Here is a 24,620-nt window from a genome sequence, read left to right on the forward strand (position 1 = left end):
TGTGGAGGTGAGCAACGGGGTAGGAAACGGCGTGCGGCGGGGGCGTTATGCGCGCGCCGTGATCGCCGTCTGCGTCGTTCTGGCCCTGCTGGGCGGTGCTCTGGCGGCAGCCATCGGCTCGCTCAACCGCGATGTGTATAGCGCGGGCGGGTTCGTACGCCAGTATCTCGAGGCCCTGGCCGCTCACGACACCCACACCGCTCTCGCCCTCCCGGGCGCAGTGCCCACCGACGCTGACCTCGAGGCGGCCGGTCTCCCCCAGGATCTACCGGACACTCTGCTGCGCTCCTCGGTGCTGAGCTCGATCACCGACATCGAATTGGTGCGGGACACGGCCAACCCGGCGATCGAGGGCCAGCGCACCGTGGCGTTCGAGTTCCGGCTCGATGGCACAAAGACGTCGATGGAGTTCGCCGTGACCCGCGCCGGCACCGTCGCGGGCATCTTCTCCACCTGGGCGTTCGCCACGAGCCCCCTCGCGGTATTGCAGGTGACGGTGCTGCACGAAGCCCGCTTCACCGTCAACGGTCTCACTCTCGACACACGCGCGCACGCGGATGCCGACGCTCCCGTGTCGTTCTCCAACCAGGGCGCCTACCTGGCCTTCGCCCCCGCCAGCTACGACATCTCGCACGAGTCCGCGCTGCTGACCGCCCCCACGCAGAGCGTGCCCGTCGTCGCCTCCGGAGCCACCGACGTCACGGTGGAAGCGGCACCCAACGAGACCTTCACGAGCCAGGTACAGGCCAAGCTCAACGAGTTCCTCGACGAGTGCACCACCCAACCGGTTCTGCAACCGTCGAGTTGCCCCTTCGGCATCGAGATCGACAACCGGGTCAAGTCGGCGCCGGTCTGGTCGATCGCGGAGTACCCGGAGGTTGTCCTATCCGGTGGCGAGAGTGCGTTCGACATGCCCGCCACCACCGGCCAGGCACATATCGTGGTCGACGTGCAGTCGCTCTATGACGGCGACCTGAGCACCCGCGACGAGGACGTGCCCTTCTCCGTGGGAATCAGCGTCACGATCCAGTCCGACGGTTCCCTCGCCATCCAGCTGCGCTAGCCGCCCGCCGGACGCCTACCTTCCGGTCCGTCCGTCCGCCCGTCCGGGGCGCATAACTCCTGCTAGTTTTCCTAGCCCCGCCGAACTCCCGCGTGATTCCGGCATCCGCAGCTCGCCGAGCCGAGAATTGCAGGAGCTATGCTCACACCGCCGGGTGGGCGGCCCGGCCGGGGGCGCTAGCGGTCGTGGGAGGCCAGGCGGGCGAGGCGGTCGTTGTAGTCGTTCAACTCCGCGTCACCGGTGCGGTCTGCGTTGCGGTCGCGGCGCTTGGTTTCCTTCTCGTCGCTGCGACCCCACTGGATGGCCACGATGATCGCCAGCGCGATCGTCGGGATCTCTCCGACGCTCCAGGCGATGCCGCCGCCGGCCTGCTGGTCGGCGAGGGCGCTCACACCCCAGTCGCGGCCCATGGCGCCGTACCAGTCCGCCAGGAGCAGCCCGGTGCCGGTCATCAGGGCCAGGCCGAAGAAGGCGTGGAACGCCATGGTGCCCAGCAGGAGCAGCAGCCTGAAGGTGTACGGCAGGCGGTACGGCACCGGGTCGATGCCGATCAGTGACTGCACGAACAGGTACCCGGTGATCAGGAAGTGCACGATCATCCACTGGTGGCCGATGTGGTCGGTCGTCGCCCAGCTGAACAGGGACGTGTAGTAGAACACCCACAGCGATCCGGCGAAGAGCACCGCGGCCACGATCGGGTTCGAGATCACGCCGGCGTACTTGGAGTGCACGGCCAGCAGGATCCACTCGCGCGGTCCACGACTGCCGTCGCGGCGCATCCGGATGGCCCTGGCGGCCAGGGTCACGGGCGCGCCGGGCACCAGCAGCACCGGTACAAGCATCGTCAGGGCCATGTGGGCGAGCATGTGCGTGGAGAAGAGGTACTTCTCGTACACGTTCACGCCGCCGTTGGTGATGTAGAACAGGGTGATCAGGCCGACCACCCAGAGGATGGTGCGGTGCAGCGGCCAGGAGTCGCCGCGGCGGCGCAGGCGAACCACGCCGGCGAGGTAGAAGAAGATGCCGAACGCGCAGAACAACACCCAGGCGAGGTCGAAGTTCCACTCGGTGAAGTACCGGGCGAAGGTGAGCTCTGGCGGCAGCACCTCACCGGTGAGGATCTGCGCGGGGGTGGCGGCGGGGATCGCGGTCGTCACCACCTCGTCGACGGGAGTGGCGGTACGGGCGAGCGCGGCCGCGACCCCGGAGGCGATGCCCATGAAGGTGATCTCACCCACGACGAGCCACCAGAACCACGGGTCGACCGTGCCGGTGGTGGTGCGCATCCGCCCGATCAGGTAGCGGCGCTGCAGCACACCGAAACCCCCGAGTACCAGGAGCACGGCCACCTTGGCCAGCACCAGCACGCCGTACCCGGTGAGCAGGTTGTCCCAGCTGCCCACGCGCAGTTCGGCGCTGACATAGCCGGACGCCGCGACGACGACGAAGCTCACCAGTGCAACTGTGGAGTAGCGGCCGACGACCTCGCGCAGTCGGCTGGGCGAGAGGTGCCGGTGTAACAGGATGATGGTGAGCAGACCGCCGAGCCAGACCGCGGCGAAGACCAGGTGCAACCCCAGCGCGGTGATGGCCGCGTCGTGGCCCTCCGCTCCGGCGGAGTGGCCCTGCTGCGCCATCGGCAACAGCGCCAGCAGGGCGAGCAGGGTGACGAACACCAGCGCCGTCTGGTTGCGCACCGCGAAGCACAGCACCGTGACCGCCGCGGCGATCAGGGTGGTGGTGAGCCAGGCCTGGCCGATCTCGATCTGGCTGAAGAACTGCCCGACGGTGGCGCTGAACTGGTCGTTGAAGCTGATCGTGGCGTTGGTCACCTGCAGGAAGGTGAGGAAGCCGGTGATCGCGGACGCGACGGTGAGGAAGGCGGCGGATGCGGCGGCGAAGTCGATGGCCATGCCGTATTCGCGTTCGCGGGGGCTCAGCGCGAAGCAGGTGAGCACCAACGCGCCGATGGTTCCGGCGGCGCCGATGTTGACCAGCAGCTTGGCGATGGGCAGTCCCCAGCGCACGACGGCACCGGGGTCGGCGAGCAGCTGGGCGTCGGCCCCGCCACCGTAGGCCAGGCCCGCCACCGTCGCCAGAATCGCGGCCAGCAGCAGGGCTGGCGGGCCGATGATACGAACGTAACGGGGCACCATCCCAGCGTAACCGGAGGTGGAGCAGACAATCGGCCCGTTCGACGCCCGCGGGCCGTGAGAACGCTGGTTAACGAGAAGTGGGCGCCGACCGAAGTCGACGCCCACTGAAACTACGAGGTCTGCACCCTACTTGGCGGCAGCCTTGAGCTTGCTACCAGCGGTCAGCTTGACGCGGTGGCCGGCAGCGATGGCGATCTCTTCGCCGGTCTGCGGGTTGCGGCCGGTGCGAGCGGCGGTTGCGGTGCGCTCGACGCCGAGCCATCCCGGGATGGTGACCTTGCCGTCGTTCGCAACGGTGTCGGCGAGGGTTGCAAAGAAAGCGTTCAGAACGCCGTCGACAGCAGCCTGGCTCTGGCCAGAGTCTGCGGCAACCTTGGCAACGAGCTCGGTCTTGTTCAGCGACTTGTCAGCCATTGAGTGTCCTCCTCGGACCTTCGTCTGTAAAAAACAGGTATTCACGTGAAGCGGGCGCGCTATGTCAGCGCCTCCGTTGGTCGGTTCGACCGCGTTGAATCTAGCATTGATCCGCGGGATTCCGCGGATTTACGGCGTTTCGGGCCGCTTTGCAGGGTGAATTGGGGGCGTTTTCGCTGTGCGCGAACTGTACGGCCCCCGTGTGGGGTCGACCGCCCGCCGTCACCGGTGACACGAACCGGTGACACACAACAGGGGATGCCGGCCGAAGCCGACATCCCCTGTGGATGCGTCGCGATCGTTTACACGATCAGCAGCTGGTTACCAGCTGGACTTGGTGATGCCGGGCAGCTCGCCGCGGTGCGCCATGTCGCGGAAACGTACGCGCGAGATGCCGAACTTGGAGAGGTGGCCACGGGGACGACCGTCAACCGCGTCGCGGTTGCGCAGGCGAACCGGCGAGGCGTTGCGGGGCAGCTTCTGGAGGCCCTTGCGAGCCTCTTCACGGGACTCGTCGGTGCCGGCCGGGTCGACCAGGGCCTTCTTCAGCTCGAGGCGCTTCGCGGCGTAACGCTCAACGATGACCTTGCGCTGGTTGTTCTTGGCAATCATGCTCTTCTTCGCCATTTTTAGCGCTCCTCACGGAAGTCAACGTGCTTGCGGATGACCGGGTCGTACTTCTTGAGTACGAGACGGTCGGGGTTGTTGCGACGGTTCTTCTTGGTCACGTAGGTGTAACCGGTTCCTGCCGTCGAACGCAGCTTGATGATCGGACGTACGTCCTGAGCCTTAGCCATTAGATTTTCTCCCCACGTGCGAGCAGGTCCTTGACGACCGACTCAATGCCGCGAGCATCAATAACCTTGATGCCCTTTGCCGAGAGAGTCAGCGTGACGTTGCGGCGAAGCGACGGCACGAAGTACTTCTTGGTCTGCACGTTCGGGTCGAAACGACGCTTGGTGCGCCGGTGCGAGTGTGAAATGTTGTGTCCAAAGCCGGGAACGGCTCCGGTCACCTGGCAGGTTGCTGCCATGGTTTTCCTCCAATACCGAAGGGCGAGTGCCCTTCCCAAGATCTCTTGTCGGCCCATCCATGAGGGATTCCACCCGGAAGCGGCCGGCCGAAAGATTCCGGCGGCTGATTCGGTGGGAGAAAAAGTCACGAACAGGCAATGCACGCACAGATATGCGCAGCAGCTACCCAGCCTACGGGGTGGGGCGGTTCGACGCAAGCGCGGTGCACGCCGCGCAGAGGCCGAAGATGTCGATGACGTGGGCCGCTTCGGTGAAGCCGTGCTTGGCCGCCTCTTCGGTCGCCCAGTTCTCGATGGCCGCGACCTCGATCTCCACTGTCAGCCCACAGTTGCGGCAGATCAGGTGGTGGTGGTGGTCGGTGGTGCTGCAGGCCCGGTACAGGCTCTCACCGTCGGGCGACTGCAAGGAGTCGGCGTCCCCCTCCAGGGCCAGGTCGGCCAGGGCGCGGTAGACCGTGGCCAGGCCGATCGGCGACCCGCTGGTGTGCAGGGCGGAGTGCAGGCCCTGGGCGCTGACGAACCCTTCGACGCGACCGAGCTCGGTGCGCACGGCCTCTCGCTGCCAGGTGTTTCGCTTCATGAGTCCAACCGTAACCCCGCTCGAGCCGGGGCGTGTACCCCCTGCGTTCGTGCGCTGAGCGAACGGATGCCCAGGGCGAGCAGGAAGAAGGCGGCGGCGGTGAGCGCGATGGCCGGTCCGGCCGCCACATCGAGAGCGCGGGACAGGAGCACGCCGATCAGGCCGGAGCCGGCGCCGATGGCCGGTGCGAGCAGCACGATGCGCGGCGCGGTACGCACCAACAACCTGGCGGCGGCGGCGGGGGCGGCGATCAGCGCGATCGCGAGAATGGCGCCCACCGCGGGCATCGCCGTGACGACGGTGGCGGTGATGAGCACCAGCGTGAGCAGTTCGATCGGCCACTCCCGGTAGCCGGCCGAGCGGAAGCCGGTGCGGTCGAAGGTGGAGAACAGGATCTCCTTGCCGAAGAGCACGGTCACCGCCGCCGCGACGACGAGCACCGCAGCGGCCAAGAGCACGTCACCGTCGGTGACCGTGAGGATCGAGCCGACCAGATAGGACTCCACGTGCACGGGCAACGACGGGTTGAGCGACTGCAGCAGCACGCCCAGTGCGAATCCGGCGGTGAGCATGATGCCGGACGCCACCTGGCTGCCCTGCCGGCGCACCCGGCCGAGGAGAGTCATGATCGCCACGATCACGGCGGCGGCCACTGCGGCGCCCAGCGGGATGCTGACGCCAAGCAGGGCCGCGGCCACGGCGCCGGGGAAGGTGGCGTGGGTGAGCGCCTGGGCGAAGAAGGTGCGTCGGCGCAGCAGCACCAGGGTGCCGACCAGGCCGCTCAGGGCGCCGATCACGGCGGCGGCGAGCAGGGCTTTCTCGAAGTAGCCCATCAGACGGTCACCGGCTCCGGCTGCGGTTCGGTCGTGGCGGGGCGGCGCATCCGGTCGACCGTGAGCCGGCCGAGCAGAACGATCAGGTAGCCGGCCACGAGCACCAGCACCACGGTGGCTCCGCTAGGCAGGTCGATGCCTGCGGTGACTGAGGCCTCGAAGCCCAGGGCCAGGCCCACCCAGGCGCAGAGGGCGGCGAAGCCCGCGGCGAGCGGGAAGAGGACCCAGAGCCGCACGGTGATCAGCCGGGCGACGGCACCGGGCACGATCAGCACCGCGAGAACGAGCAGGTTGCCGACGGCGCTGGAGGCGGCGACCACGACGAGGGCGATGGCCACGTTGAGGACCAGGTCGAGCAGCAGCGGGCGGTAGCCGGCGGCGGCGAGGGCGGTGCGGTCGAAGGCGCGGAAGACCTGCTGTTTGAGAGTGAGCCCGACCAGGAGCAGCGCGATCGCGCAGATCGTGAGGGTTTGGGTCACCTCGGCGTCCGTCACCGTGAGCAGCCGGCCGAAGAGCAGCTGCTCCAGCTGGCCGGCGTAGTTGGTCTGCCGGGACACCTCGAGGATGCCGACGCTGAACATGGCGGTGAAGACGATCGCGATCGCCGCATCCCCCGAGACGGCCCGCCTGGTGATCACCGTGAGCACGATCGCGGCCAGGATCGCGGCGATCATGGCGCCGACGAAGAGGCCCTCCCGGCCACCCCACACGAAACCGATGGCGATGCCGGGGAAAACCGAGTGGGTGAGGCCGTCACTGATGAATTCGAGGCTGCGCAGGTTGACGAGCACCCCCACGATGCCGGCGACCAGGCTGAGGGCAAGGAGCACCACCAGCGCCCTGGCCATGAAGGGAAGCGTGAAGGCGGAGAAGAGCGGGCCGAGCAGTTCGGCCATCAGTGGCCTTCGTGGCCGGGAACGATGAGGGTGTGCTGATCCATCTCGACGCCGACCTCGTGGAACGTGCGCTGCACGTTGTCGAGGGTGAGCACGCTCTCGCGCGGGCCGAAGGCCACCTGGCTGCCGTTGAGCAGCAGCACCCGCTCGCAGACCGCGCGGGCCAGGTCGAGGTCGTGGGTGGAGACGAGCACGGCGACGCCGTCGGCCTTGAGCCGCTCGACGGTGCCGACGAGGGCGTCGCGGTTGGACTGGTCGAGGCCGTTGAAGGGCTCGTCGAGCAGCAGCAGGCGGGGACCGCCCGCCACGGCACGGGCGAGCAGGCCGCGCTGCTGTTGCCCGCCGGAGAGTTCACCGAACCTGGCCTTGGCGAGGTGGCCGAGTCCCACGGTGTCGAGGGCGGCGGTCACGGCCGCGCGGTCTTTCCGACCGGGCAGACGCAACCAGCCCAGCTCGCGGTAGCGGCCCATCATGACGACCTGCTCGAGGCTGACCGGGAACTCGGGGTCGAGCTCGTCGGTCTGCGGCACGTACCCGACGGTTCCGGCCGGTGCGGTGTCGTGACCGAGCACCTCGACGGTGCCGCCGGTGCGTTTGATGAGTCCCAGGATGCCCTTGAGCAGGGTGGACTTGCCTGACCCGTTCGGCCCGATCAGTGCGATGGCCTCACCGGCCAGGAGGTCGAAGTCGATGCCGGTGAGAGCGGGGGTTTGGGCGTAGGCGAACGAGGCCCCGGAGACGCGCAGGGCCGGCGCAGCGGTCATCCGCTGCTGAGAAGGGTTCTCGTTCACTCTTCAACTATTGCAGGTCGGCGGGAACGGCGCTGGGCGTCACACCCCAGGACTCCAGGATCAGGCTGACATTGTGCAGCTGGGTGGCGATGTAGGTGGAGCCGTCGCTGTCAGCCGGGCCGAGCGAGTCACCGTAAAGGGCGTCGTCGCCGGAGTACACCGCGACGCCGGCCTCTGCGGCGATGGTGTCGGCCGCCTTCGGGTTGATGGAGGCCTCGGAGAAGACCGCCTTGACGCCGGTTTCCTTGACGGCGGCGACCAGGGCATCGATCTCGGCGGCACTCGGCTCGGCGTTGTCGTCGAAGCTCGGGATGACGCTGCCGACGTAGGTGATGCCGTAGGCGGCGGTGAAGTAGCCGAAGGCGTCGTGGTTGCTCACCAGCAGGCGCTGGTCGGCCGGCACGGCGTCGACGTTCTCGTGGATCCAGGCGTCGAGGTCGGTGAGCTGGGCGGAGTAGTCGGCCTCGTTGGCCTCGAAGTTGGCGGCGTGGGTGCTGCTGGCGGCGGCCAGGCCGTCGGCGATGGTGGCGACCATGGCCTCGGCGTTGCTCACGTCGGTCCAGATGTGCGGGTTGCCGCCCTCGTGGTCGTGGTCGTGCTCCTCGGCGGCCTCGTCGTCGTGGGCGGCCTCGTCCTCGTGTCCGGCCTCATCCTCGTGGGCGGCCTCGTCCTCGTGTCCGGCCTCTCCGTCGAGGATGGTGATGCCCTCGTCGGAGTCGATGGTGACACCGTCGAAGCCGGAGGCCTCGATGGCGTCGTCCAGCCACTCCTCGAGCCCGACACCATTGATCACGAGCACATCGGCGGCGCCCAGCGCGGTGAGGTCGGCGACGGACGGGTCGTAGCTGTGCGCGCTCTGGTTGGGCTGGATCAGCTGGGTCACCTCGACACCGGCGGTGTCGCCGACGATGTTGCGGGTGAGGTCGGCAATCTGCGTCGTCGTGGCGACGATCTGCAGGTCACCCTCTGCGTCGGTCGAGGCGGCGCTGCCGGTGGCGGAGCATCCGGCCAGCACGAGGGTGGCGGCGACGGCAAGGACGGGGAGGGCACGTTTGGGGGAAGTCACGCTCGAAACGCTACGCCTATTGATAATGATTGTCAAAACCATTAGCTCGGGGCCGGTGCGCGGCCGTCACAGGTGCCGGAGGTACCGCTCCGGGGCATCCAGAAAGCTGGCCCAGTTGGTGACCAGGTCGAGGTCCCGCCACGCCATCTCGCGCAGCCCCCACTCACCGACCTCGAGGATGCGCGCGCCGGGCAGGGCCGCGAGCAGCGGTGAGTGCGTCGACATGATCACCTGCGAGCCACCCTCGGCCAGAAGGTCCTTGAGGTGGCCGAGCAGTGCCAGGCAGCCAGAGAACGACAGCGCCGACTCTGGCTCGTCGAGCACCCAGAGCCCGCGGCCGCGGAACCTGTCGACGGCCAGTTCGAGAAACGATTCACCGTGCGAGATCTCGTGGAAGCGCGGCTCGGGCCGCGTGCCCGGGTTCTCCTCCAGATAGGTGAAGAAGCCGTGCATGGTCTCGGCCCTGAGGAAGTAGCCGCGCCGGGTGCTGCCGCCGCTGCGCACCAGCCGCAGGTGGTCGTGCAGGGCGGATTCGCTGACCCGGGTGGAGTTCTGCGCTCCGGTGGAGCCGCCCTCTGGCGACAGCCCCCAGGCCAGGGCGATGGCCTCGACGAGAGTGGACTTGCCGGCTCCGTTCTCGCCGACGAAAACCGTGGCCGACCCCAGGTCCAGCCCGCTGGTCAGCAGCTGCGCCACCGGCGGCAGGGTCGCCGGCCAGGTCGTGCGGTCGAGTGGATGCTGCGGGTCCTCCTCGATGCGGCGCAGGGGGATGCTGTCGAAAGCCATGCCCCATCCTCCCCCGCCGCACCCCGGATGCGCAGCGGTGTCGGCCCCTTGCGGCGGCGGCAGCGTGCCTGCGGGCGCGCCAGGAGGGGCAGGAGGGGCACTGACTCGCCGCAAACCCCCCCTTGCGCGGCGTCGAAGGGGCCATGTGCGGCAACTCGGCAGACAGCCCCGCATCCGCGCCGGAAGCCCGGCCCCGCCTCGCCGAGTTGCCACTTGGCGCCCACTCACGGCGCTCGTGGGGGCCGCAACTGGCAACTCGCGGCCGCTGCCGTCAGCGAGTTGCCACTTGGCGCCCACTGGAGGCGCTGCTGGGGGCCGCAACTGGCAACTCGCGGAGGTGTCCCCCGCCGTCTACTCTGTTGCCATGAGAGCACGCGCCGGCAAGGGCACCGTTCCGCCCGCGGCGGGCCAGTCCTCCCCCACCCGAACGGCACGCGCACCCCGTTTCCCTCGCGCTGGACGGGTCGCCCAGAGCGCACCTGTTCCCCTGCCGGCCCCTGCGGCGATGCTGCGGCCCTGGCGCCTCGATGACGCCGCGGGGCTGCAGGCTGCGTTCACCGGTAGCGGCGACCTCTCCGCCCAGTTCGGTGCCATCGATCTGTCGACGCTCGCTCGCTGTCAGATCTTCATCGCCGACAATCTGGCACCGGCCACGGTGTCCAGACAGAACTTCGCGATCAGCGTCGACGGGGTGGCCGTGGGCAACGTGGGCATCGGCAGCATGGAACACCGGCATGGCACCGGCTGGGTGTACTACTGGGTCTCGGCGGGGGCCAGGGGACGGGGCCTGGCGACCCTCGCTCTCGCGTCGATCGCCGAGTGGGCGTTCACCGAGCAGGGCCTGTACCGGCTCGAACTCGGTCATCGTACCAACAACCCGGCCTCCTGCCGGGTCGCCGCCAGGGCAGGGTTCGCCGTCGAGGGCGTCGAGCGGCAGAAGCTCAAGTACGGCACCGAACGCTTCGACGTCGAGACGCACGCCAGGCTGCGCACGGATGCGCCTCCCCCTGTGCGCCCGCTGCCCACGGTCACGTTCTAGGCGGGCCGAATGGATGCCTCGTCGCCGGTGGCAGGACCAGGGTCGCCGCTGTTCCGTGCGGCCGATCGGCACCTGCCTGTGGACGGGTTGGCAAACGCGCGCGACCTGGGCGGAATCCCGCTTCTCAGTGGCGGCACCACCCCCAGCGGTGTCTTCTTCATATCGGAGAACCTTGATCAGGCCACCGACACGGGTTGGGAGCAGCCGTAGGCAGCGGGCATCCGCAACGTTGTCGATCTGCGGCAGCCCCGCGAGCGCGCCGAAGACGCCCGGTCCAGGCCCGACTGGCTGACCACGGTCACCGTCGACCTTGACGGGCTGGAAAACACGAATTTCTGGGCCGACTACTGGGAAAACGGCCTCGTCTCGACCGCCCTGTATTTTCTTCCGCACCTCGCCGCCATGCCGGAGCGGTCAGGGGCCGTACTGTCGGCGCTAGCCACCGCCCGGCTCGGCGGTGTGCTCTTTCACTGTATGGCCGGCCGAGACCGGACCGGACAGATCGCGCTGCTTCTACTCAGCATCGTGGGCGCCGAGCCGGAGGCTATTGTGGACGATTACCTCGAGACCGTGCGCCGCGCCGACCAGCGCGCCGCTACATCCGGCCGGGCGCACGAGGGAGCCTCGAGCGAGGCCCTCTGCCGGTCGATGGGCACCACCACGGAGGGAGCATTCCGCTCGGCACTGGCCGGACTAGACCTCGCCGCCCTACTCTCCGCGGCGAGCCTCACCGACGCGGAGCTGACCGCGCTGCGCACTTGGCGCTGGTGATCGGGTGCTCCAGCTGACCCTGGACTATCCGCGGCGGCGCAAGGCACCGGGTCGCTGCTCTTCCTGTGGGTGGTCGCGCCCTCTTTAGCGGGCGCGGTCGCCCGCACGAGGTGCAGTGAGCGCCACCAGAGGGCTACTCGAGGAGCAGCGCCGGCTCCTCGATGATGCTGGCCACGTCGGCCAGGAACCGGCTGGCGACGTCGCCGTCCACCACCCGGTGGTCGAAGCTGGCGCCGATGGTGGTCACGAAGCGCGGGCGCACCTCGCCGTCGACCACCCAGGGCTTCTGCTTGATGGTGCCCAGCGCCACGATGCCGGCCTCGCCGGCGTTGAGGATCGGCGTGCCGGTGTCCATGCCGAAGACGCCGATGTTGGTGATCGTGATGGTGCCGTTCGACATCTCGGCCGGGCTGGTCTTGCCGTCCCGAGCGGTCAGGGTGAGCTTCTCGAGCGCGCCGGCCAGCTCGAGCAGGCTCATGTCCTGGGCTTCCTTGATGTTGGGCACGATCAGGCCGCGGGGCGTGGCCGCGGCGATACCGAGGTTCACGTAGTGCTTGATCACGATTTCCTCGTCGGTGAAGACCGAGTTGACCGTGGGGTTGCGGCGCACCGCCCAAATCATGGCCTTGGCCATGATGAGCAGCGGCGACACCTTGACGCCGGCGAAATCGGTGGAGGTCTTGAGCCGCTTGACGAATTCCATCGTGCGGGTGGCGTCCACGTCGACGAACAGGCTCACGTGCGGCGCGGTGAAGGCGCTGCGCACCATGGTCTGCGCGATGACCTTGCGCACGCCCTTGACCGGGATGTGCTCTTCGCGGTCGGTGGGCCACTCCGGGGTCTGGATGTTGCGGAACACGCTGGCCTGGGTGGCTTCGCGCAGCACGTCGTCGCGGGTGACGTCGCCGAACCGGCCGGTCGGCTCCACCTGGCTGAGGTCCACGCCGAGGTCCTTGGCCAGCTTGCGGATCGGCGGCTTCGTGATCACCGGTCCGGTGGGCCGGGCGATGGCCGGGGCGGCGGATGCGGCGGCCGCGGCCGTCGGACGCGCCGGCGGTGTGCTGCGGGCCGGGCCGGTGCTGGCGGTGTTGCTGCGCGGCCCGGAGGCTGCGGGGCCGGCCTGCGGCGGGGCCGTGGGGGCGGAGGCGATGGCCTCGTGCGCAGCGGTCGGCACCACGTGGCGGCGTCGGGTGGGCATCGAGGCGGCGGCGCCGCGACCCACGAGCACAGCCGGGGACTCCTCGGCGGGCTCCTGCGAGACGGTACCGCCGGCATCCCTGGCGGCGTCGCTGAGCTCGTCGTCGACCAGGGCGGCCGCGGCAGGGGCCGGTGCGTCATCGCCGGCGCCGGTCTCGGACAGGATCGTGATGATGACGGTGCCCACGTCGACAGTGGTGCCAGGTTCGACGAGGATCTCACCGACGACGCCGACGTACGGCGACGGCAGTTCCACCAGCGACTTGGCGGTCTCGATCTCGACGAGTACCTGGTTGATCGAGATGGTGTCGCCGGTGGCGACCTTCCACTCGACGATTTCAGCCTCGGTCAAACCCTCGCCCACGTCGGGCAGAGTGAATCGGGAGACGCTCATAAGATGCCTTTCCGGCGGGTCGGGGTCAGTAGGCGAGGGAGCGGTCGACGGCTTCGAGCACCCGGTCGGGGCTGGGCAGGAAGTGCGTCTCGACCGCGGCCGGCGGGAACGGGGTGTCGAATCCGGAGACCCGCAGCACGGGGGCTTCGAGCGAGTAGAACGCGCGCTCGGTGACCGTCGCGGCGATTTCGGAGCCGACGCTGACGAAGCCGGCGGCCTCCTGGGCGACCACGAGGTGGCCGGTCTTGGCCACGGAGTCGAGGATCGGCGCGTAGTCGATCGGGGAGATCGAGCGGAGGTCGATCACTTCGAGGCTGATGCCCTCGGCCGCGGCGAGTTCGGCGGCCTGCAGCAGCACGCTCACCATGGCACCGTGGCCGACGACCGTGACGCTGGTTCCACTGCGCACCACCCGGCTGGCATGCAAGGGGGTGCCGGCGGCGGTGAAGTCCACCTCGCCCTTGGGCCAGTAGCGGCTCTTGGGTTCGAAGAAGATCACCGGGTCGTTCGACGCGATCGCCTCCTGCATCATCCAGTAGGCGTCGTGCGGGTTCGAGGGGCTCACCACGCGCAGGCCAGGGGTGTGCGCGAAGTACGCCTCAGGGCTTTCCTGGTGGTGCTCGATCGAGCCGATGTGACCGCCGTAGGGAATCCGGACGACGACGGGCATGGTGACGCCGCCCTCGTGCCGGTTGCGCATCCGGGCCAGCTGGCTGGTGATCTGGTCGAAGCCGGGGAAGACGAAGCCGTCGAACTGGATCTCACAGACCGGGCGGTAGCCGCGCATGGCCAGGCCGATGGCGGTGCCGATGATGCCGGATTCGGCCAGCGGGGTGTCGAGCACCCGCTTCTCACCGAATTCGGCGTGCAGGCCCTCCGTCACCCTGAAGACGCCGCCGAGCGGGCCGATGTCCTCGCCCATCATGAGCACCTTGGGGTCGCTGAGCATCGCCTGGCGCAGCCCGGCGTTGAGGGCCTTGGCCATCGGCAGGTTCGCGCGGGTCGGCGCGGCGGTCTGGGTGTCCGGCATGGTCATCAGGACTCGCTCCCGTCGAACGACGCTTCGTAGGCGTCGAGCCAGTTCTTCTGCTCCACCACGAGCGGATGCGGTTCGGCGTAGACGTTGTCGAAGATCACGGCGCGGTCGGGGCCGGTGATGTCCAGGGCGCGGCGGCGCACATCGGCGGCGTAGTCGGCCGCTTCTTCGTCCACCGAGTCGAGGAACTCCTGCTCGACTCCGAGGCCTTCGAGGTAGCTGCGGAAGCGCACGATCGGGTCGCGGGCCACCCAGTAGGCGAGCTCTTCCGGGTCGCGGTACTTGGTGGGGTCGTCGGCCGTGGTGTGCGCGCCGACGCGGTAGGTGAGCGCCTCGATCAGCGAGGGGCCGTGGCCGGCGCGGGCGTCGTCCATGGCCTTGGCGGTGACGGCGTAGCTCGCGAGCACGTCGTTGCCGTCGACCTGGATGCCCGGCATGCCGAAACCGCCGGCGCGCAGGTACAGCGGGGAGCGGGACTGGCGGGACACCGGTACCGAGATCGCCCAGTGGTTGTTCTGCATGAAGAACACCTGCGGGGTCTGGTAGCTGGCCGCGAAGACCAGGGCCTCGTTGGCGTCGCCCTGGGAGGAGGCGCCGTCACCGTAGTAAACGATCACCGCCTGGTCGGTCTCGGGGTTGCCCGTCGCGGTGGAACCGTCCAGCTGCATGCCCATGGCATACCCGGTGGCGTGCAGGGTCTGCGACGCGAGTACGAGCGTGTAGAGGTGGAAGTTGCCGTGCTCCTCTGGGGTCCACCCGCCGAGGGTGACGCCGCGGAGCATCCGGAGGATGTCGACCATGTCCAGGCCGCGGATCATGCCGACGACGTGTTCGCGGTAGGAGGGGAAGACGTGGTCCTGCGCCCTGGTGGCGTAGGCGGAGCCGACCTGGGCGGCCTCCTGGCCGTGGCTGGGCACCCAGAGAGCCAGCTGCCCCTGGCGCTGCAGGTTCGCGGCCTCGGTGTCGAATTTCCGCACCACGACCATGTCGCGGTAGAACTTTCGGTAGTCGGCCTCGGTGAGGCGCTCGAAGTATGGCAGGAATTCCGCGGCCGACTCGGACGGCGCGAAGCTGCCATCCGTGGCGAGGAGCTGCACGGTGGGCGAGGCGAGGGTGCGCACTGATGCGTCGTTCGAGGTCACTGGCACCGTACTAACCTAGCCGCCGGGCCGGATGCCCCGTGGGTAGATCCGACACAATCTCAGCGCAGATCTGCAGAAGCGTTGCCACAGATTCCTCCTCGCCTATCGAGACCCGGATGCCCTCCGGGTGGAAGGGCCGGACGACGAGTCCGGCATCGGTGAAACGTCGGGTGGTGGCATCCGTCTCCTCGCCCAGCGGCAGCCAGACGAAGTTGGCCTGCGAGTGCGGGATGTTCAGACCGCTGTCGACGAGGGCAGTGCGGATGTCGTCCCTGCGGGCGGCGATGACGCCCACACGGGCCAGAAGTTCGGCTTCGGCGTCGAGGGAGGCCAGGGCCGCGGCCGAGGCCTGCCCGGTCACCGAGAGCGGAATCGCCGTGGCGCGGGCGGCGTCGAGGATGCCGACGGGGCCGATCGCGTAGCCGACCCGCAGACCGGCCAGGCCGTAGGCCTTGGAGAAGGTGCGCAGCACAACGAGGTTGGGGTAGCGCTCGAGCAGGCTGGGCCCGTTGACGGCCGCCGGGTCGCTGACGAATTCGGCGTAGGCCTCGTCGAGCACGACCAGCAGGTCGGCCGGCACTACAGCCATGAACGCGTCGAACTCGTCCGCGGTGACGATCACGCCGGTGGGGTTGTTGGGGCTGCAGACAATGACCACCCGGGTGCGCGGGGTGATCCGAGCCGCCATCGCGGGCAGGTCGTGACCGTGGTCGGCACGGTTGGGCACGGTGACGCTCGTGGCACCGGCCACCGTGACCAGGCTCGGATAGGCCTCGAAGGAGCGCCAGGAGTAGAGCACCTCGTCTCCGGGGCCCGCCGCGGCCAGGATCAGCTGGGACAACAGGGCCACCGACCCGGCACCGATGTGCACCTGGTCGGCGGAGACCCCGAACCGGGCGGAGAGGCGTTCGCGCAGGGCGAGGGCCGACGCGTCGGGGTAACGGTTGAACGCGGAGACCGCGTTGACCGCCTCGACGACTCCTGGCAGCGGGTCGAACGGGTTCTCGTTGCTGGAGAGCTTGAAGGCGGACGCGCTGGCCGCCTTCCCCTGCCGGTACGCCGGTAGTGCAACGATCTCCGGTCGCAGACGGACTGATGGCAGGTCAGAAGGGCTCACTCCGCGAGTCTACGCCGGGACATATTCGGGATGCCGCATGCTCTGGAGGTATATGCCGCACCGGAATGCACCGGTGCGCCCGTTCGGGTTGCCGGGCTGGATGTCATAGTGGAGGCATGGGTAGCTTCCTCGTCAAACTGATCATCAATGCCGCCGCTCTCTGGGTGACGACGCTCATCGTGGCCGGTGTGAGGGTCGAGCCGTACGCGTCTGACACCGTGGCCGTCGTGCTGACCTACCTCTTGATCGCGCTCATCTTCGGTTTCGTGAACGGTTTCATCGGCACCTTCGTGCGGATCGTCGCGTTCCCGCTGTACGTTCTCACGCTCGGGTTGCTCTCGTTCATCGTCAACGGCCTGCTGCTGTTGCTGGTCGCGTGGTTCTCCGGGCTGTTCGGTTTCGGCCTGGTCATCGACGGCTTCTGGTGGGGCGTGCTCGGCGCGTTCGTGCTGGGCATTTTCAGCTGGCTCTTCGGCCTGCTGGTGCGTCCGCTGAACAACTCCAGCATCTAGACCGGCACCACCACGCCGTCGCGCCGTCTCGCCGGTCAGTCGACCCGCTCTGCGCGCCAGACGCTCTGCTCGCCGGGAATCGTTCCCACGACGGTGCCGAGGTGGTCGCGAAAGGCCAGCAGCCGCGGCTCCACCGAGGCGTCCACCAGGCGGGCGGTGTCGCGGTACCCCGCCAATTGGTGCGCAGGCAGCGGCTCATCCACCGGCACGTCGACGCCGCCGAACAGCTCGTGCCGCACGTACAGGCGCCCGTCGTCGGCCGCCGTGCCGCCGAGCGCGGGGATGATGTCGTCGGAGTGCTCGATGGCGATGGCCGGCAGGTCGGCAGACACCGCCACCTGGCCCGCCGGGGCCCCGAAGGTGACGAGACCCACGGCGTTGATGTCTCCGCGGGCGGCGAGCTCCGCCGCGATGAGGCCGCCCTGGGAGTGCGCGATGGGAACGACCGGGTCGCCCGGCTGCACGCCGGCCTGCTGCATTGCCTGCAGCACCGCCCGGTACGAGCCGGATTCCTGGCCGGCCACTGCCGTGACGTTGGAGGTCATGTCCCACGGCTCGGTCGACCCGGTCGGGCTCCATTCCAACGTGCCGCCGATGTACAACAGCCACGACGGATGCTCGGCGTCTCCGTACCGCTCCAGGCGCACCTGCCCGCCGTCGTCTTCGGTGGGGATGCGGTCGGCGAGGTCGGCGAACCCGGCCGGCGGCGTCGGCGGCGTCAGCGACGTCGGCCGGGGCTGCGGCGCAGGAGTCGGCGTGGCTGCCCGCCGGGACGCCGACGGTGTGGACGGGCTACGCGGTGCGGGCGCGGGCGCGACCGGGCCGGCGGGCGAGCCTGACCGTGGCCGGGCCGCCCGGCCACCCGCCCGACCGGCAGGGCGGCCCGTGCCGACGCCCGCGCTGAGGCCGGCTCCGACGCCCGCGCCGGCTCCCGCGCCGGGTCGGCGAGTCGTCGCCCCGGTCGGACCGCGCTCCGGCGGGCTCGAGCCGTTCACCCGGCGCACCCGCACGGGCGTCTCCCTGAGGATCCCCGCCGCCCGGGCGGCGACGAGCGCACCGAGCGCGGAGGCCGGGGCACCGAGCAGCCCTGCGCCGTCGTCACCCGCCGCTGCCGCCACCGGATACGGCACCGTGCCGCCGCCCAGCACCACGTCGTCGACCGAGGCGACCAGGGCGCGCACGAGAGCCACGGTCACCGGATCGGTGAGCAGCCGCGGACTCTCCTGCAGCCAGTTGGCCAGAGCGGGCGGCACCACAGACACTCCGCGGCCGAGGACCGCGTTGACGAGCAGCGACGTGACGGCCAGGTAGGCCAGGGGTGTGGCCAGGGACAGCGCCACCAGCGGGGCAAGCAGGCGCATGGCGCCCAGTGCGTGCCCGAACAGGGAGCCCGCGCTGCGCAGCCCGGTGTCCAGGCCCGCTTCGAGGCGGCCGTACTCCTCAGCCGCCTCGACCAGGGAATCGGCCAAGCGCCGGCAGTCGTCGGTGATCTCCGTGATCGCGGCGGACGCACCGAACACGCACGACCCCAGGTCATCTGGCTGCCAGCCAGGGGCGGGCGAGACCCCGAGACCGCGCACCTGCGCCAGCTGCGACTGCCACCCCTCCGCCTCCCCCTGCAGCAGCCGCAGGGTCGCGACCTCGACGAAGACGACGTCGGTGGCGACCATCGCACTACCACCGCCGGAGATCGTCAGGCCCGTCGCGCCTTCACCGGGGCCGGCATCGTGTGCCGAACCGGTCACGGTGCCGCCTTCACCCTGTCAATGGCCACGTCCACGGCGTACAGGGCGTCTTCGAGCGTTCGCCACACCCCCTGCAGCTTGCCGCTGAGCTCGACCAGGCGGGCCTGGTACGCCCGCTGCGCCTCCGACCGCCACCCGGCACCCACCTCCTGGCCGGCCAGCCGCCGGCCGGCCGCCTCCACGTCGCCCTGCACCGCGCCCAACCGCCAGCGTTGCTCCCGCAGCCTGGCCAACGCGGCCGCGTCCGCCTCATCACCCACTCCCGGCAGGATGCTGCTGCTCCCGAATTCCATCGCGCCTCCTCGTCGGGCCCAGACTGTGCCACCCTGGGGGCGACCGGGACGCTCCTGCTCCTGATGGGGAGAAGTCGCCTCGACGGGCCGATGTGGAGGAGGGGAATGTGGAACACAATGGACACATGAATTTCGCGGCGCTCAGTCCAGATGAGTCGACGCCATTCCGGATCATCTTCGTCTGCACCGGCAACATCTGCCGGTCGCCGATGGCCGAAGTGATGCTGCGTGACCTCGTCACGCGCTCCGGTCTCGGCCGGCTCATCACGACGAGCTCGGCGGGCACCGGCGACTGGCACGTCGGCGAGCAGGCCGACACCCGCACCATCTCCGCCCTGGCCAAGCGTGGCTACGACGGCAACCACCACCGGGCCAGACAGTTCGACGCCACCTGGTTCGACGACCTCGACCTTGTGGTGGTGCTCGACAGGTCTCAGGAGCGCATCCTGCGCAACTGGGCGCCCACCGAACGTGACCGCAACAAGGTGTGCCTGCTGCTCAGCTTCGACAGGGACCAGGCCGGGCTGCGGGACGTTCCCGACCCCTACTATTCCGACGATGCGCTGTTTGACTCGGTTTTAGGCATGATTGAGAGAGCCAATTTTGCGCTATTCGCGCAACTCGCACCCGCAATCAGACAGGGAGTCCGATGAGTCCTCTACCCCCGCAGGTCCTCAGTCCACTCGACGGCCGCTACCAGGCCGCCGTCACCGAACTGGGCGAGCACCTGTCAGAGGCCGGACTCAACCGTGCCAGGGTCAAGGTCGAGGTGGAGTGGTTGATCACCCTCACCGACCGCAGCCTGTTCGGTTCCGCGCCGCTCAGCGCGCAGCAGAAGAGCGGCCTGCGCGCCCTGGTCACCGATTTCGGCCAGGCCGAGATCGATGAGCTGGCGGCCCTCGAGGCCGTCACCCGCCACGATGTGAAGGCCGTGGAGTACCTCGTGCGCCGCCGCCTGGTGCCGCTGGGCCTGGAATCGATCAGCGAACTGACGCACTTCGCCGCCACCAGCGAAGACATCAACAACCTCGCATACGCCCTCACCGTCTCCGAGGCCGTCCGCGAGGTCTGGCTGCCCAAGTTCCGCGCCCTCATCGCGGCGCTCCGCGGCCTGGCCGGCGACTACCGCGCCGACGCCATGCTCGCCCGCACGCACGGCCAGCCCGCAACGCCCACCACCATGGGTAAGGAACTGGCGGTGTTCGTCTACCGGCTCGAGCGCATCCAGAAGCAGATCGAGGCCAACGAGTACCTCGGCAAGTTCAGCGGCGCCACCGGCACGTTCGCCGCGCACGTCGCTGCCGACCCGTCCGTGGACTGGCCCGCCGTGTCCCGCGAGTTCGTCGAGGGCCTGGGCCTGGGCTGGAACCCGCTGACCACGCAGATCGAATCGCACGACTGGCAGGCCGAGCTGTACGGCAAGGTGTCGCACGCCAACCGGGTGCTGCACAACCTCGCCACGGATGCCTGGACCTACATTTCGATCGGCTACTTCCGCCAGGTGCCGCAGGCCGGCGCCACCGGGTCCTCCACCATGCCGCACAAGATCAACCCGATCCGGTTCGAGAACGCCGAGGCCAACCTCGAACTCTCCAGCGCCCTGCTGGATTCGCTCGCGGCCACCCTGGTCACCTCCAGGCTGCAGCGCGACCTCACCGACTCGACCACGCAGCGCAACATCGGCGTGGGCCTCGGCCACTCGCTGCTGGCGCTGGACAACCTCATCAGGGGCCTGGGCGAGATCGATCTCGACCGCGAGCTGCTCGCGCACGACCTGGACACCAACTGGGAGATCCTCGGCGAGGCCATCCAGACCGTCATCCGCGCCGAGGTCAGTGCGGGGCGCTCCAGCATCGCCGACCCGTACGCGCTGCTCAAGGAACTCACCCGCGGCAAGCGCATCAACCGCGCCGACCTGGTGGCGTTCGTGCAGGAACTGCAGATCGGCGACGCCGCCAAGGCCCGCCTGCTCGAGCTGACCCCGGCCGGCTACGTCGGCCTGGCCGACCCCCTGGTGGACTACCTGGGCTGAGCGCCCGTCGGCCGGCGCCGGAACCGGCGCCGGCCGATCAGCTTGTTCACCTCGACGAGCAGGAAGATCACCAGGGCCAGCCCCAGCGTGTACGCCCATTCGCGCGGGCCGATCGGGGTGGAACTGAACCACAGGTTCATCACCGGCGTGTAGACGAAGAGCAGCTGCAGCACGAGCATCGTGCCCACCGAGATCCACACCGCGCGGTTGCCGCGCAGCACGGCCGGCGTGAGGCTGGATGCCCGCAGGAACCGGCAGTTGAACAGGAATACCAGCTGGCTGAGCACCAGCATGGTCACCGCGGTGGTCTGCGCCACCGCCCGCGTCGACCCGATCGACAGCTCGTAGAAGAACACCCCGATGGTCGCGGCGGTGATCAACACCGACACCCAGAGCAGCCGGCCGAGGTATTCGGAGTCGAGCACCGAGCCGCCCGGCGGGCGCGGCCGGCGCAGCATGATGCCGGGCTCGGCCGGTTCGGTGGCCAGCGCCAACGACAGGGTCACGGCGGTGATCAGGTTCACCCAGAGGATCTGGGTGGGTTGCAACGGCAGGGCGAAACCGAACAGCACCGCCAGCAGCACCACCAGGGACTGCGCCGCGGTGGTCGGCAGGATGAAGATGATCGACTTCTGCAGGTTGTCCCGAATCCGTCTGCCCTCCTCGACGGCCTTCTGGATGGTGGCGAAGTTGTCGTCGGCCAGCACGATGTCCGCGGCCTCCTTGGTGGCCTCCGTGCCCTTGATGCCCATCGCCACGCCCACATCCGCCCGCCGCAGCGCCGGGGCGTCGTTGACGCCGTCCCCGGTCATCGCCACCACTTCGCCGGATGATTGCAGGGCCTTGACGATGCGCAGCTTGTGCTCCGGGCTGGTGCGGGCGAAGACGTCCACCTCGCGCACCACCCGGGTCAGCTGGTCCTGGGAGAGCTTCTGCAGCTCGCCGCCGGTGAGCACCCGGGCCGCGCCGGTGACCATGCCCATCTCCGTGGCGATCGCCACCGCCGTGCCGGGGTGGTCGCCGGTGATCATCTTCACCCGGATGCCCGCGGCGTGCATCACGGTGATCGCCGCGATCGCCTCCGGCCGGGGCGGGTCAACGATCCCGACCACCCCGAGGAAGAGCAGGCCGTCGTCGACGTCGCCGAGGTGCAGGTCCGTCAGGCCGACCGGAGCGTCGCCGACGGCCGCGGCGAGCACCCGGAGGCCGGTGGAGCTGAGCTCGTCGACCTGACGCTCCCAGAAGGCCTCATCGAGAGGCTCTGGCAGGCCGGCGGCATCCAGTTGCCTGGTGCAGCGTTCGAGCAGGCGGGCCGGTGCGCCCTTCACCAGGATCCGGGCGGGCTCGTCGGCGGCCCGGTTGAGGGTGGCCATGAACTTGTTGGCCGACTCGAACGGGATCACGGCCACCCGCTCGTACCCGTCCGGGTCGAAACCGGACTTGTGCGCGAGGGTGCGCAGGGCACCCTCGGTGGGTTCGCCGACGACCTTCCAGACCCCGCCGTCTGCGCTGACCCTGGCGTCGTTGCACACGGCCATGACCTCCACCAGCCGGGCCAGGTCATCCCGGTCGGCCACCGTCACCGCGCGGTCGTGCTGCAGCACCGCGCCGGCCGGGTCGTAGCCGATGCCCCGCACCTCGTACCTGGCTGTGCCGGTGACCACGGTGCGCACCGTCATCTCGTTGCGGGTGAGGGTGCCGGTCTTGTCGGTGCACACCGTGGTGACCGACCCGAGGGTCTCCACCGCGGTGAGTTTGCGCACGATGGCGTTGTGGCTGGCCATCTGCCGCACCCCGAGGGCCAGCGTGATGGTCACCAAGGCCGGCAGGCCCTCCGGCACCGCGGCGACCGCGAAGCCGATGGTCGCGGCGAAAAGGTCGGCGAAACCGCGGTCGTGCACCAGCCGGCCGATCACGAGCATCAGACCGGACACGGCGAGGATGCCCAGCGAGATGCGGGTGCTGAAGGCATCAAGTTGCCGGGTCAGCGGGGTGGCCAGGCTCTCGGTGTCGGTGACCAGGGTCTGGATGCGGCCGATCTCGGTGCCGGAGCCGGTCGCCGTCACCACGGCGCGGCCGCTTCCCGCTGCCACCAGGGTGCCGGAGTAGAGCATGCAGTGCCGGTCGCCCAGGCCGGCGTCCGCGGGAACGGCCGGGACGCTCTTGCCGGCCGGCTCGGCTTCCCCGGTCAGTGCGGACTCCTCGATCCTGAGCCCGGTGCCCTCGATCAGACGGAGATCCGCCGGCACCTTGTCGCCGGACTTGACCCGCACGATGTCACCTGGCACGAGGGTCGCGGCGTCGGCATTCAGCCAGTGGCCGCCGCGGCGTACCTTCGCGTTCAGCGACAGCATCCGCCGGATGCCGTCGAGGGCCTTCTCCGCACGGCCCTCCTGCAGGAATCCGATCACCGCGTTGATCACGGCGACGGCCAGGATCACGGAGGCGTCGACCCAGTCGCCGAAGACCACCGTGAGCACGGCAGACCCGAGGAGAACATAGATGAGCACGTCGTTGAAATGGCCGAGGAAGCGCAGCACCGGGTTCTTCTTCGCCGGCACGGGCAGGGCGTTCGGTCCGACCGCGGCCAGTCGTTCGGCGGCCTCTGCCGGATCCAGGCCGTGCCGACTGGTGTGCAGGTCGGTGCACACCGTGTCGGCATCCTGGGCATAGGGTGGCGGCCCTCCGGCGGCGGTCATGGCTGACCTGTCACGGGAAGGCCTACCGGGATACGGACCACGATGGGTCCATTAAAGCACCGGGTGAAGCGGGTACCCGGGGCTAATGGCCCGTGTTTTTGCCGCTCTGGTTCTGCTCGTCCAGGTCGCTCTTCTCGGCCTCGTCCGGCTTCATGCTCAGCGTGAACATCGCGATCACGACGAGAGCGATGATGAAGGTGATGCCCAGGGAGATGGATGACAGTGCCAGGTTGCGGGTGGCCAGCATGATGGTGAGCCCGACGAAGAGGCCCATGGCGGCGGAGATGGCGACCAGCTCGACGGGCTTGAGGATCTCGCTCCTGGTGGGCTTGTGCGGGGTGTTCTGGGTCACGGGGTGTCCGAATCTGTGGAGGAGGAAGCCAGGTCGCGCGGCGCATCCGCCGACGGGGTGGTGAGGGAGACGCCGGCGATGACCAGGTAGACGCCGATGATCACCAGGTAGGCGCCGAGCAGGCCCACGGCGACGACGGCGTGCGGCGGTAGGAGCAGGAACACCAGCGCCAGCACGGCGGTGAGTGCGCCGACGATGAGCCAGTCCCTGGCCACCTGGCCACGGCCACGCACCCGGATGCCGGTGTACAGCTCGAGAACACCGGTGACCGCCGCCCACACCGAGACGATGTAGAGGAAGAAGCCGAGGCCCCCGGCGGTCACGGCCAGCGCGAGCACGCCGGCGACGACCCCGACGGCGCCCTGAATCACGAAGATCCGGCGGTCCTTCAGGTCGGTGACGGTCCTCCAGCTCAGCAGGACGGTGACCAGGCCGTTCACCAGCGCGAAGGCGCCGAAGACGAGGAGACCGAATTGCGCGGAGTGGTCCGCGTTGAACGTGATCACGGCCGCGGGCACGAACGCCACGATGGCGCGCGCAACGGGCAGGGTCCAGTACCGGGTGCCGATGACGGCTGCTGCCGGGGCGTGCGCCACGCGGGCACCTCTTTCGTCGCAGGGAGTCCTCCCAGTCTACGCGGCGGCCCTGCCCACCTCCCGTGCGCGCCCCCTCG

At 69.2% G+C, this 24,620-nt stretch carries 25 protein-coding genes and 1 pseudogene; 6 read left to right on the forward strand and 20 right to left on the reverse strand.

The window, feature by feature from the left end; translation table 11 throughout:
- Positions 1–7: 7 nt before the first annotated feature.
- Positions 8–1,063, forward strand: a complete 1,056-nt coding sequence (locus K2F54_RS11240; protein WP_220605961.1) for a hypothetical protein — start codon at positions 8–10, stop codon at positions 1,061–1,063.
- A gap of 176 nt (positions 1,064–1,239) precedes the next feature.
- Here the strand turns inward: K2F54_RS11240 and K2F54_RS11245 are convergent, their stop codons facing one another.
- The 11 genes from K2F54_RS11245 to K2F54_RS11295 form a co-directional block, all read right to left on the reverse strand.
- Positions 1,240–3,219: a bifunctional copper resistance protein CopD/cytochrome c oxidase assembly protein gene (locus K2F54_RS11245; protein ID WP_220605962.1), complete on the reverse strand. Its 1,980-nt coding sequence runs from the start codon at positions 3,217–3,219 to the stop codon at positions 1,240–1,242.
- Positions 3,220–3,345: 126 nt separating this feature from the next.
- Complete coding sequence (locus K2F54_RS11250; RefSeq protein WP_066598601.1) at positions 3,346–3,633, reverse strand: HU family DNA-binding protein; 288 nt, start codon at positions 3,631–3,633, stop codon at positions 3,346–3,348.
- 321 nt (positions 3,634–3,954) lie between these two features.
- Positions 3,955–4,260, reverse strand: coding sequence for a 30S ribosomal protein S14 (gene rpsN, locus K2F54_RS11255; RefSeq protein ID WP_035835254.1), 306 nt, complete (start codon positions 4,258–4,260; stop codon positions 3,955–3,957).
- Positions 4,261–4,262: 2 nt separating this feature from the next.
- Positions 4,263–4,430 (reverse strand): 50S ribosomal protein L33, encoded by a 168-nt coding sequence (gene rpmG / locus K2F54_RS11260; protein WP_130176355.1) that lies wholly within the window; start codon positions 4,428–4,430, stop codon positions 4,263–4,265.
- On the reverse strand, positions 4,430–4,666 hold the full coding sequence (rpmB, locus tag K2F54_RS11265; protein WP_066598603.1) for a 50S ribosomal protein L28: 237 nt from the start codon (positions 4,664–4,666) through the stop codon (positions 4,430–4,432). Before rpmB ends, rpmG begins: the two co-directional genes overlap by 1 nt.
- Positions 4,667–4,838: 172 nt before the next feature.
- Positions 4,839–5,246: a Fur family transcriptional regulator gene (locus tag K2F54_RS11270; protein WP_220605963.1), complete on the reverse strand. Its 408-nt coding sequence runs from the start codon at positions 5,244–5,246 to the stop codon at positions 4,839–4,841.
- Positions 5,243–6,079, reverse strand: a complete 837-nt coding sequence (locus K2F54_RS11275; RefSeq protein WP_220605964.1) for a metal ABC transporter permease — start codon at positions 6,077–6,079, stop codon at positions 5,243–5,245. Before K2F54_RS11275 ends, K2F54_RS11270 begins: the two co-directional genes overlap by 4 nt.
- Positions 6,079–6,975, reverse strand: coding sequence for a metal ABC transporter permease (locus tag K2F54_RS11280; RefSeq protein ID WP_220605965.1), 897 nt, complete (start codon positions 6,973–6,975; stop codon positions 6,079–6,081). Before K2F54_RS11280 ends, K2F54_RS11275 begins: the two co-directional genes overlap by 1 nt.
- A complete protein-coding gene (locus K2F54_RS11285; RefSeq protein ID WP_308287624.1) occupies positions 6,975–7,766 on the reverse strand; it encodes a metal ABC transporter ATP-binding protein in 792 nt (263 codons plus the stop codon). Before K2F54_RS11285 ends, K2F54_RS11280 begins: the two co-directional genes overlap by 1 nt.
- A 7-nt stretch (positions 7,767–7,773) precedes the next feature.
- Positions 7,774–8,832 (reverse strand): metal ABC transporter substrate-binding protein, encoded by a 1,059-nt coding sequence (locus K2F54_RS11290; protein WP_308287625.1) that lies wholly within the window; start codon positions 8,830–8,832, stop codon positions 7,774–7,776.
- 66 nt (positions 8,833–8,898) lie between these two features.
- A complete protein-coding gene (locus tag K2F54_RS11295) occupies positions 8,899–9,618 on the reverse strand; it encodes an AAA family ATPase (protein WP_220605967.1) in 720 nt (239 codons plus the stop codon).
- Between the two features lie 364 nt (positions 9,619–9,982).
- Between K2F54_RS11295 and K2F54_RS11300 the strand changes: the two genes are divergently transcribed.
- A complete protein-coding gene (locus K2F54_RS11300; RefSeq protein ID WP_255577023.1) occupies positions 9,983–10,657 on the forward strand; it encodes a GNAT family N-acetyltransferase in 675 nt (224 codons plus the stop codon).
- 9 nt (positions 10,658–10,666) lie between these two features.
- Positions 10,667–11,428 (forward strand): annotated as a pseudogene (locus K2F54_RS11305) (tyrosine-protein phosphatase).
- 133 nt (positions 11,429–11,561) lie between these two features.
- On the opposite strand, the gene K2F54_RS11310 reads toward K2F54_RS11305, so the two are convergent.
- From K2F54_RS11310 to K2F54_RS11325, 4 genes are read right to left on the reverse strand one after another with little or no spacing between them, the layout of a single operon-like run.
- Complete coding sequence (locus K2F54_RS11310) at positions 11,562–13,019, reverse strand: dihydrolipoamide acetyltransferase family protein (RefSeq protein WP_220605968.1); 1,458 nt, start codon at positions 13,017–13,019, stop codon at positions 11,562–11,564.
- A gap of 25 nt (positions 13,020–13,044) precedes the next feature.
- Positions 13,045–14,049 carry an alpha-ketoacid dehydrogenase subunit beta gene (locus K2F54_RS11315; RefSeq protein ID WP_220606033.1) on the reverse strand — a complete coding sequence of 335 codons (1,005 nt, stop codon included), beginning with the start codon at positions 14,047–14,049 and terminating at the stop codon, positions 13,045–13,047.
- 5 nt (positions 14,050–14,054) lie between these two features.
- Positions 14,055–15,197, reverse strand: a complete 1,143-nt coding sequence (locus tag K2F54_RS11320) for a thiamine pyrophosphate-dependent dehydrogenase E1 component subunit alpha (protein ID WP_308287626.1) — start codon at positions 15,195–15,197, stop codon at positions 14,055–14,057.
- A 10-nt stretch (positions 15,198–15,207) separates the two neighbouring features.
- Positions 15,208–16,314 (reverse strand): histidinol-phosphate transaminase, encoded by a 1,107-nt coding sequence (locus K2F54_RS11325; RefSeq protein WP_220605969.1) that lies wholly within the window; start codon positions 16,312–16,314, stop codon positions 15,208–15,210.
- Positions 16,315–16,430: 116 nt separating this feature from the next.
- On the opposite strand from K2F54_RS11325, the gene K2F54_RS11330 reads away from it, so the two are divergent.
- Complete coding sequence (locus K2F54_RS11330; RefSeq protein WP_220605970.1) at positions 16,431–16,826, forward strand: phage holin family protein; 396 nt, start codon at positions 16,431–16,433, stop codon at positions 16,824–16,826.
- Positions 16,827–16,861: 35 nt separating this feature from the next.
- Here K2F54_RS11330 and K2F54_RS11335 read toward each other — a convergent pair whose 3' ends face one another.
- Positions 16,862–18,571: a hypothetical protein gene (locus K2F54_RS11335; RefSeq protein ID WP_220605971.1), complete on the reverse strand. Its 1,710-nt coding sequence runs from the start codon at positions 18,569–18,571 to the stop codon at positions 16,862–16,864.
- A complete protein-coding gene (locus K2F54_RS11340; protein ID WP_220605972.1) occupies positions 18,568–18,864 on the reverse strand; it encodes a hypothetical protein in 297 nt (98 codons plus the stop codon). The genes K2F54_RS11335 and K2F54_RS11340 overlap by 4 nt, the downstream gene beginning before the upstream one ends.
- Before the next feature lie 125 nt (positions 18,865–18,989).
- Here K2F54_RS11340 and K2F54_RS11345 point away from each other — a divergent pair, with 125 nt between their 5' ends.
- Both K2F54_RS11345 and purB read left to right on the forward strand, forming a co-directional pair.
- Positions 18,990–19,517, forward strand: a complete 528-nt coding sequence (locus K2F54_RS11345) for a low molecular weight protein-tyrosine-phosphatase (RefSeq protein ID WP_220605973.1) — start codon at positions 18,990–18,992, stop codon at positions 19,515–19,517.
- Positions 19,514–20,896: an adenylosuccinate lyase gene (gene purB / locus K2F54_RS11350; protein ID WP_220605974.1), complete on the forward strand. Its 1,383-nt coding sequence runs from the start codon at positions 19,514–19,516 to the stop codon at positions 20,894–20,896. Before K2F54_RS11345 ends, purB begins: the two co-directional genes overlap by 4 nt.
- Here purB and K2F54_RS11355 read toward each other — a convergent pair.
- The 3 genes from K2F54_RS11355 to K2F54_RS11365 form a co-directional block, all read right to left on the reverse strand.
- Positions 20,884–23,595 carry a cation-translocating P-type ATPase gene (locus K2F54_RS11355; RefSeq protein ID WP_220605975.1) on the reverse strand — a complete coding sequence of 904 codons (2,712 nt, stop codon included), beginning with the start codon at positions 23,593–23,595 and terminating at the stop codon, positions 20,884–20,886. The two genes, purB and K2F54_RS11355, sit on opposite strands and share 13 nt — an antisense overlap.
- An 82-nt stretch (positions 23,596–23,677) precedes the next feature.
- Positions 23,678–23,947, reverse strand: coding sequence for a hypothetical protein (locus K2F54_RS11360; RefSeq protein ID WP_220605976.1), 270 nt, complete (start codon positions 23,945–23,947; stop codon positions 23,678–23,680).
- The gene (locus K2F54_RS11365) at positions 23,944–24,543 is read right to left on the reverse strand and encodes an HdeD family acid-resistance protein (RefSeq protein WP_220605977.1); all 600 of its coding nucleotides are present in this window, start codon (positions 24,541–24,543) and stop codon (positions 23,944–23,946) included. The genes K2F54_RS11360 and K2F54_RS11365 overlap by 4 nt, the downstream gene beginning before the upstream one ends.
- Positions 24,544–24,620 lie beyond the last annotated feature (77 nt).

The organism is Cryobacterium inferilacus (genome assembly GCF_019599185.1).
In the GTDB taxonomy this organism is placed as follows: domain Bacteria; phylum Actinomycetota; class Actinomycetes; order Actinomycetales; family Microbacteriaceae; genus Cryobacterium; species Cryobacterium inferilacus.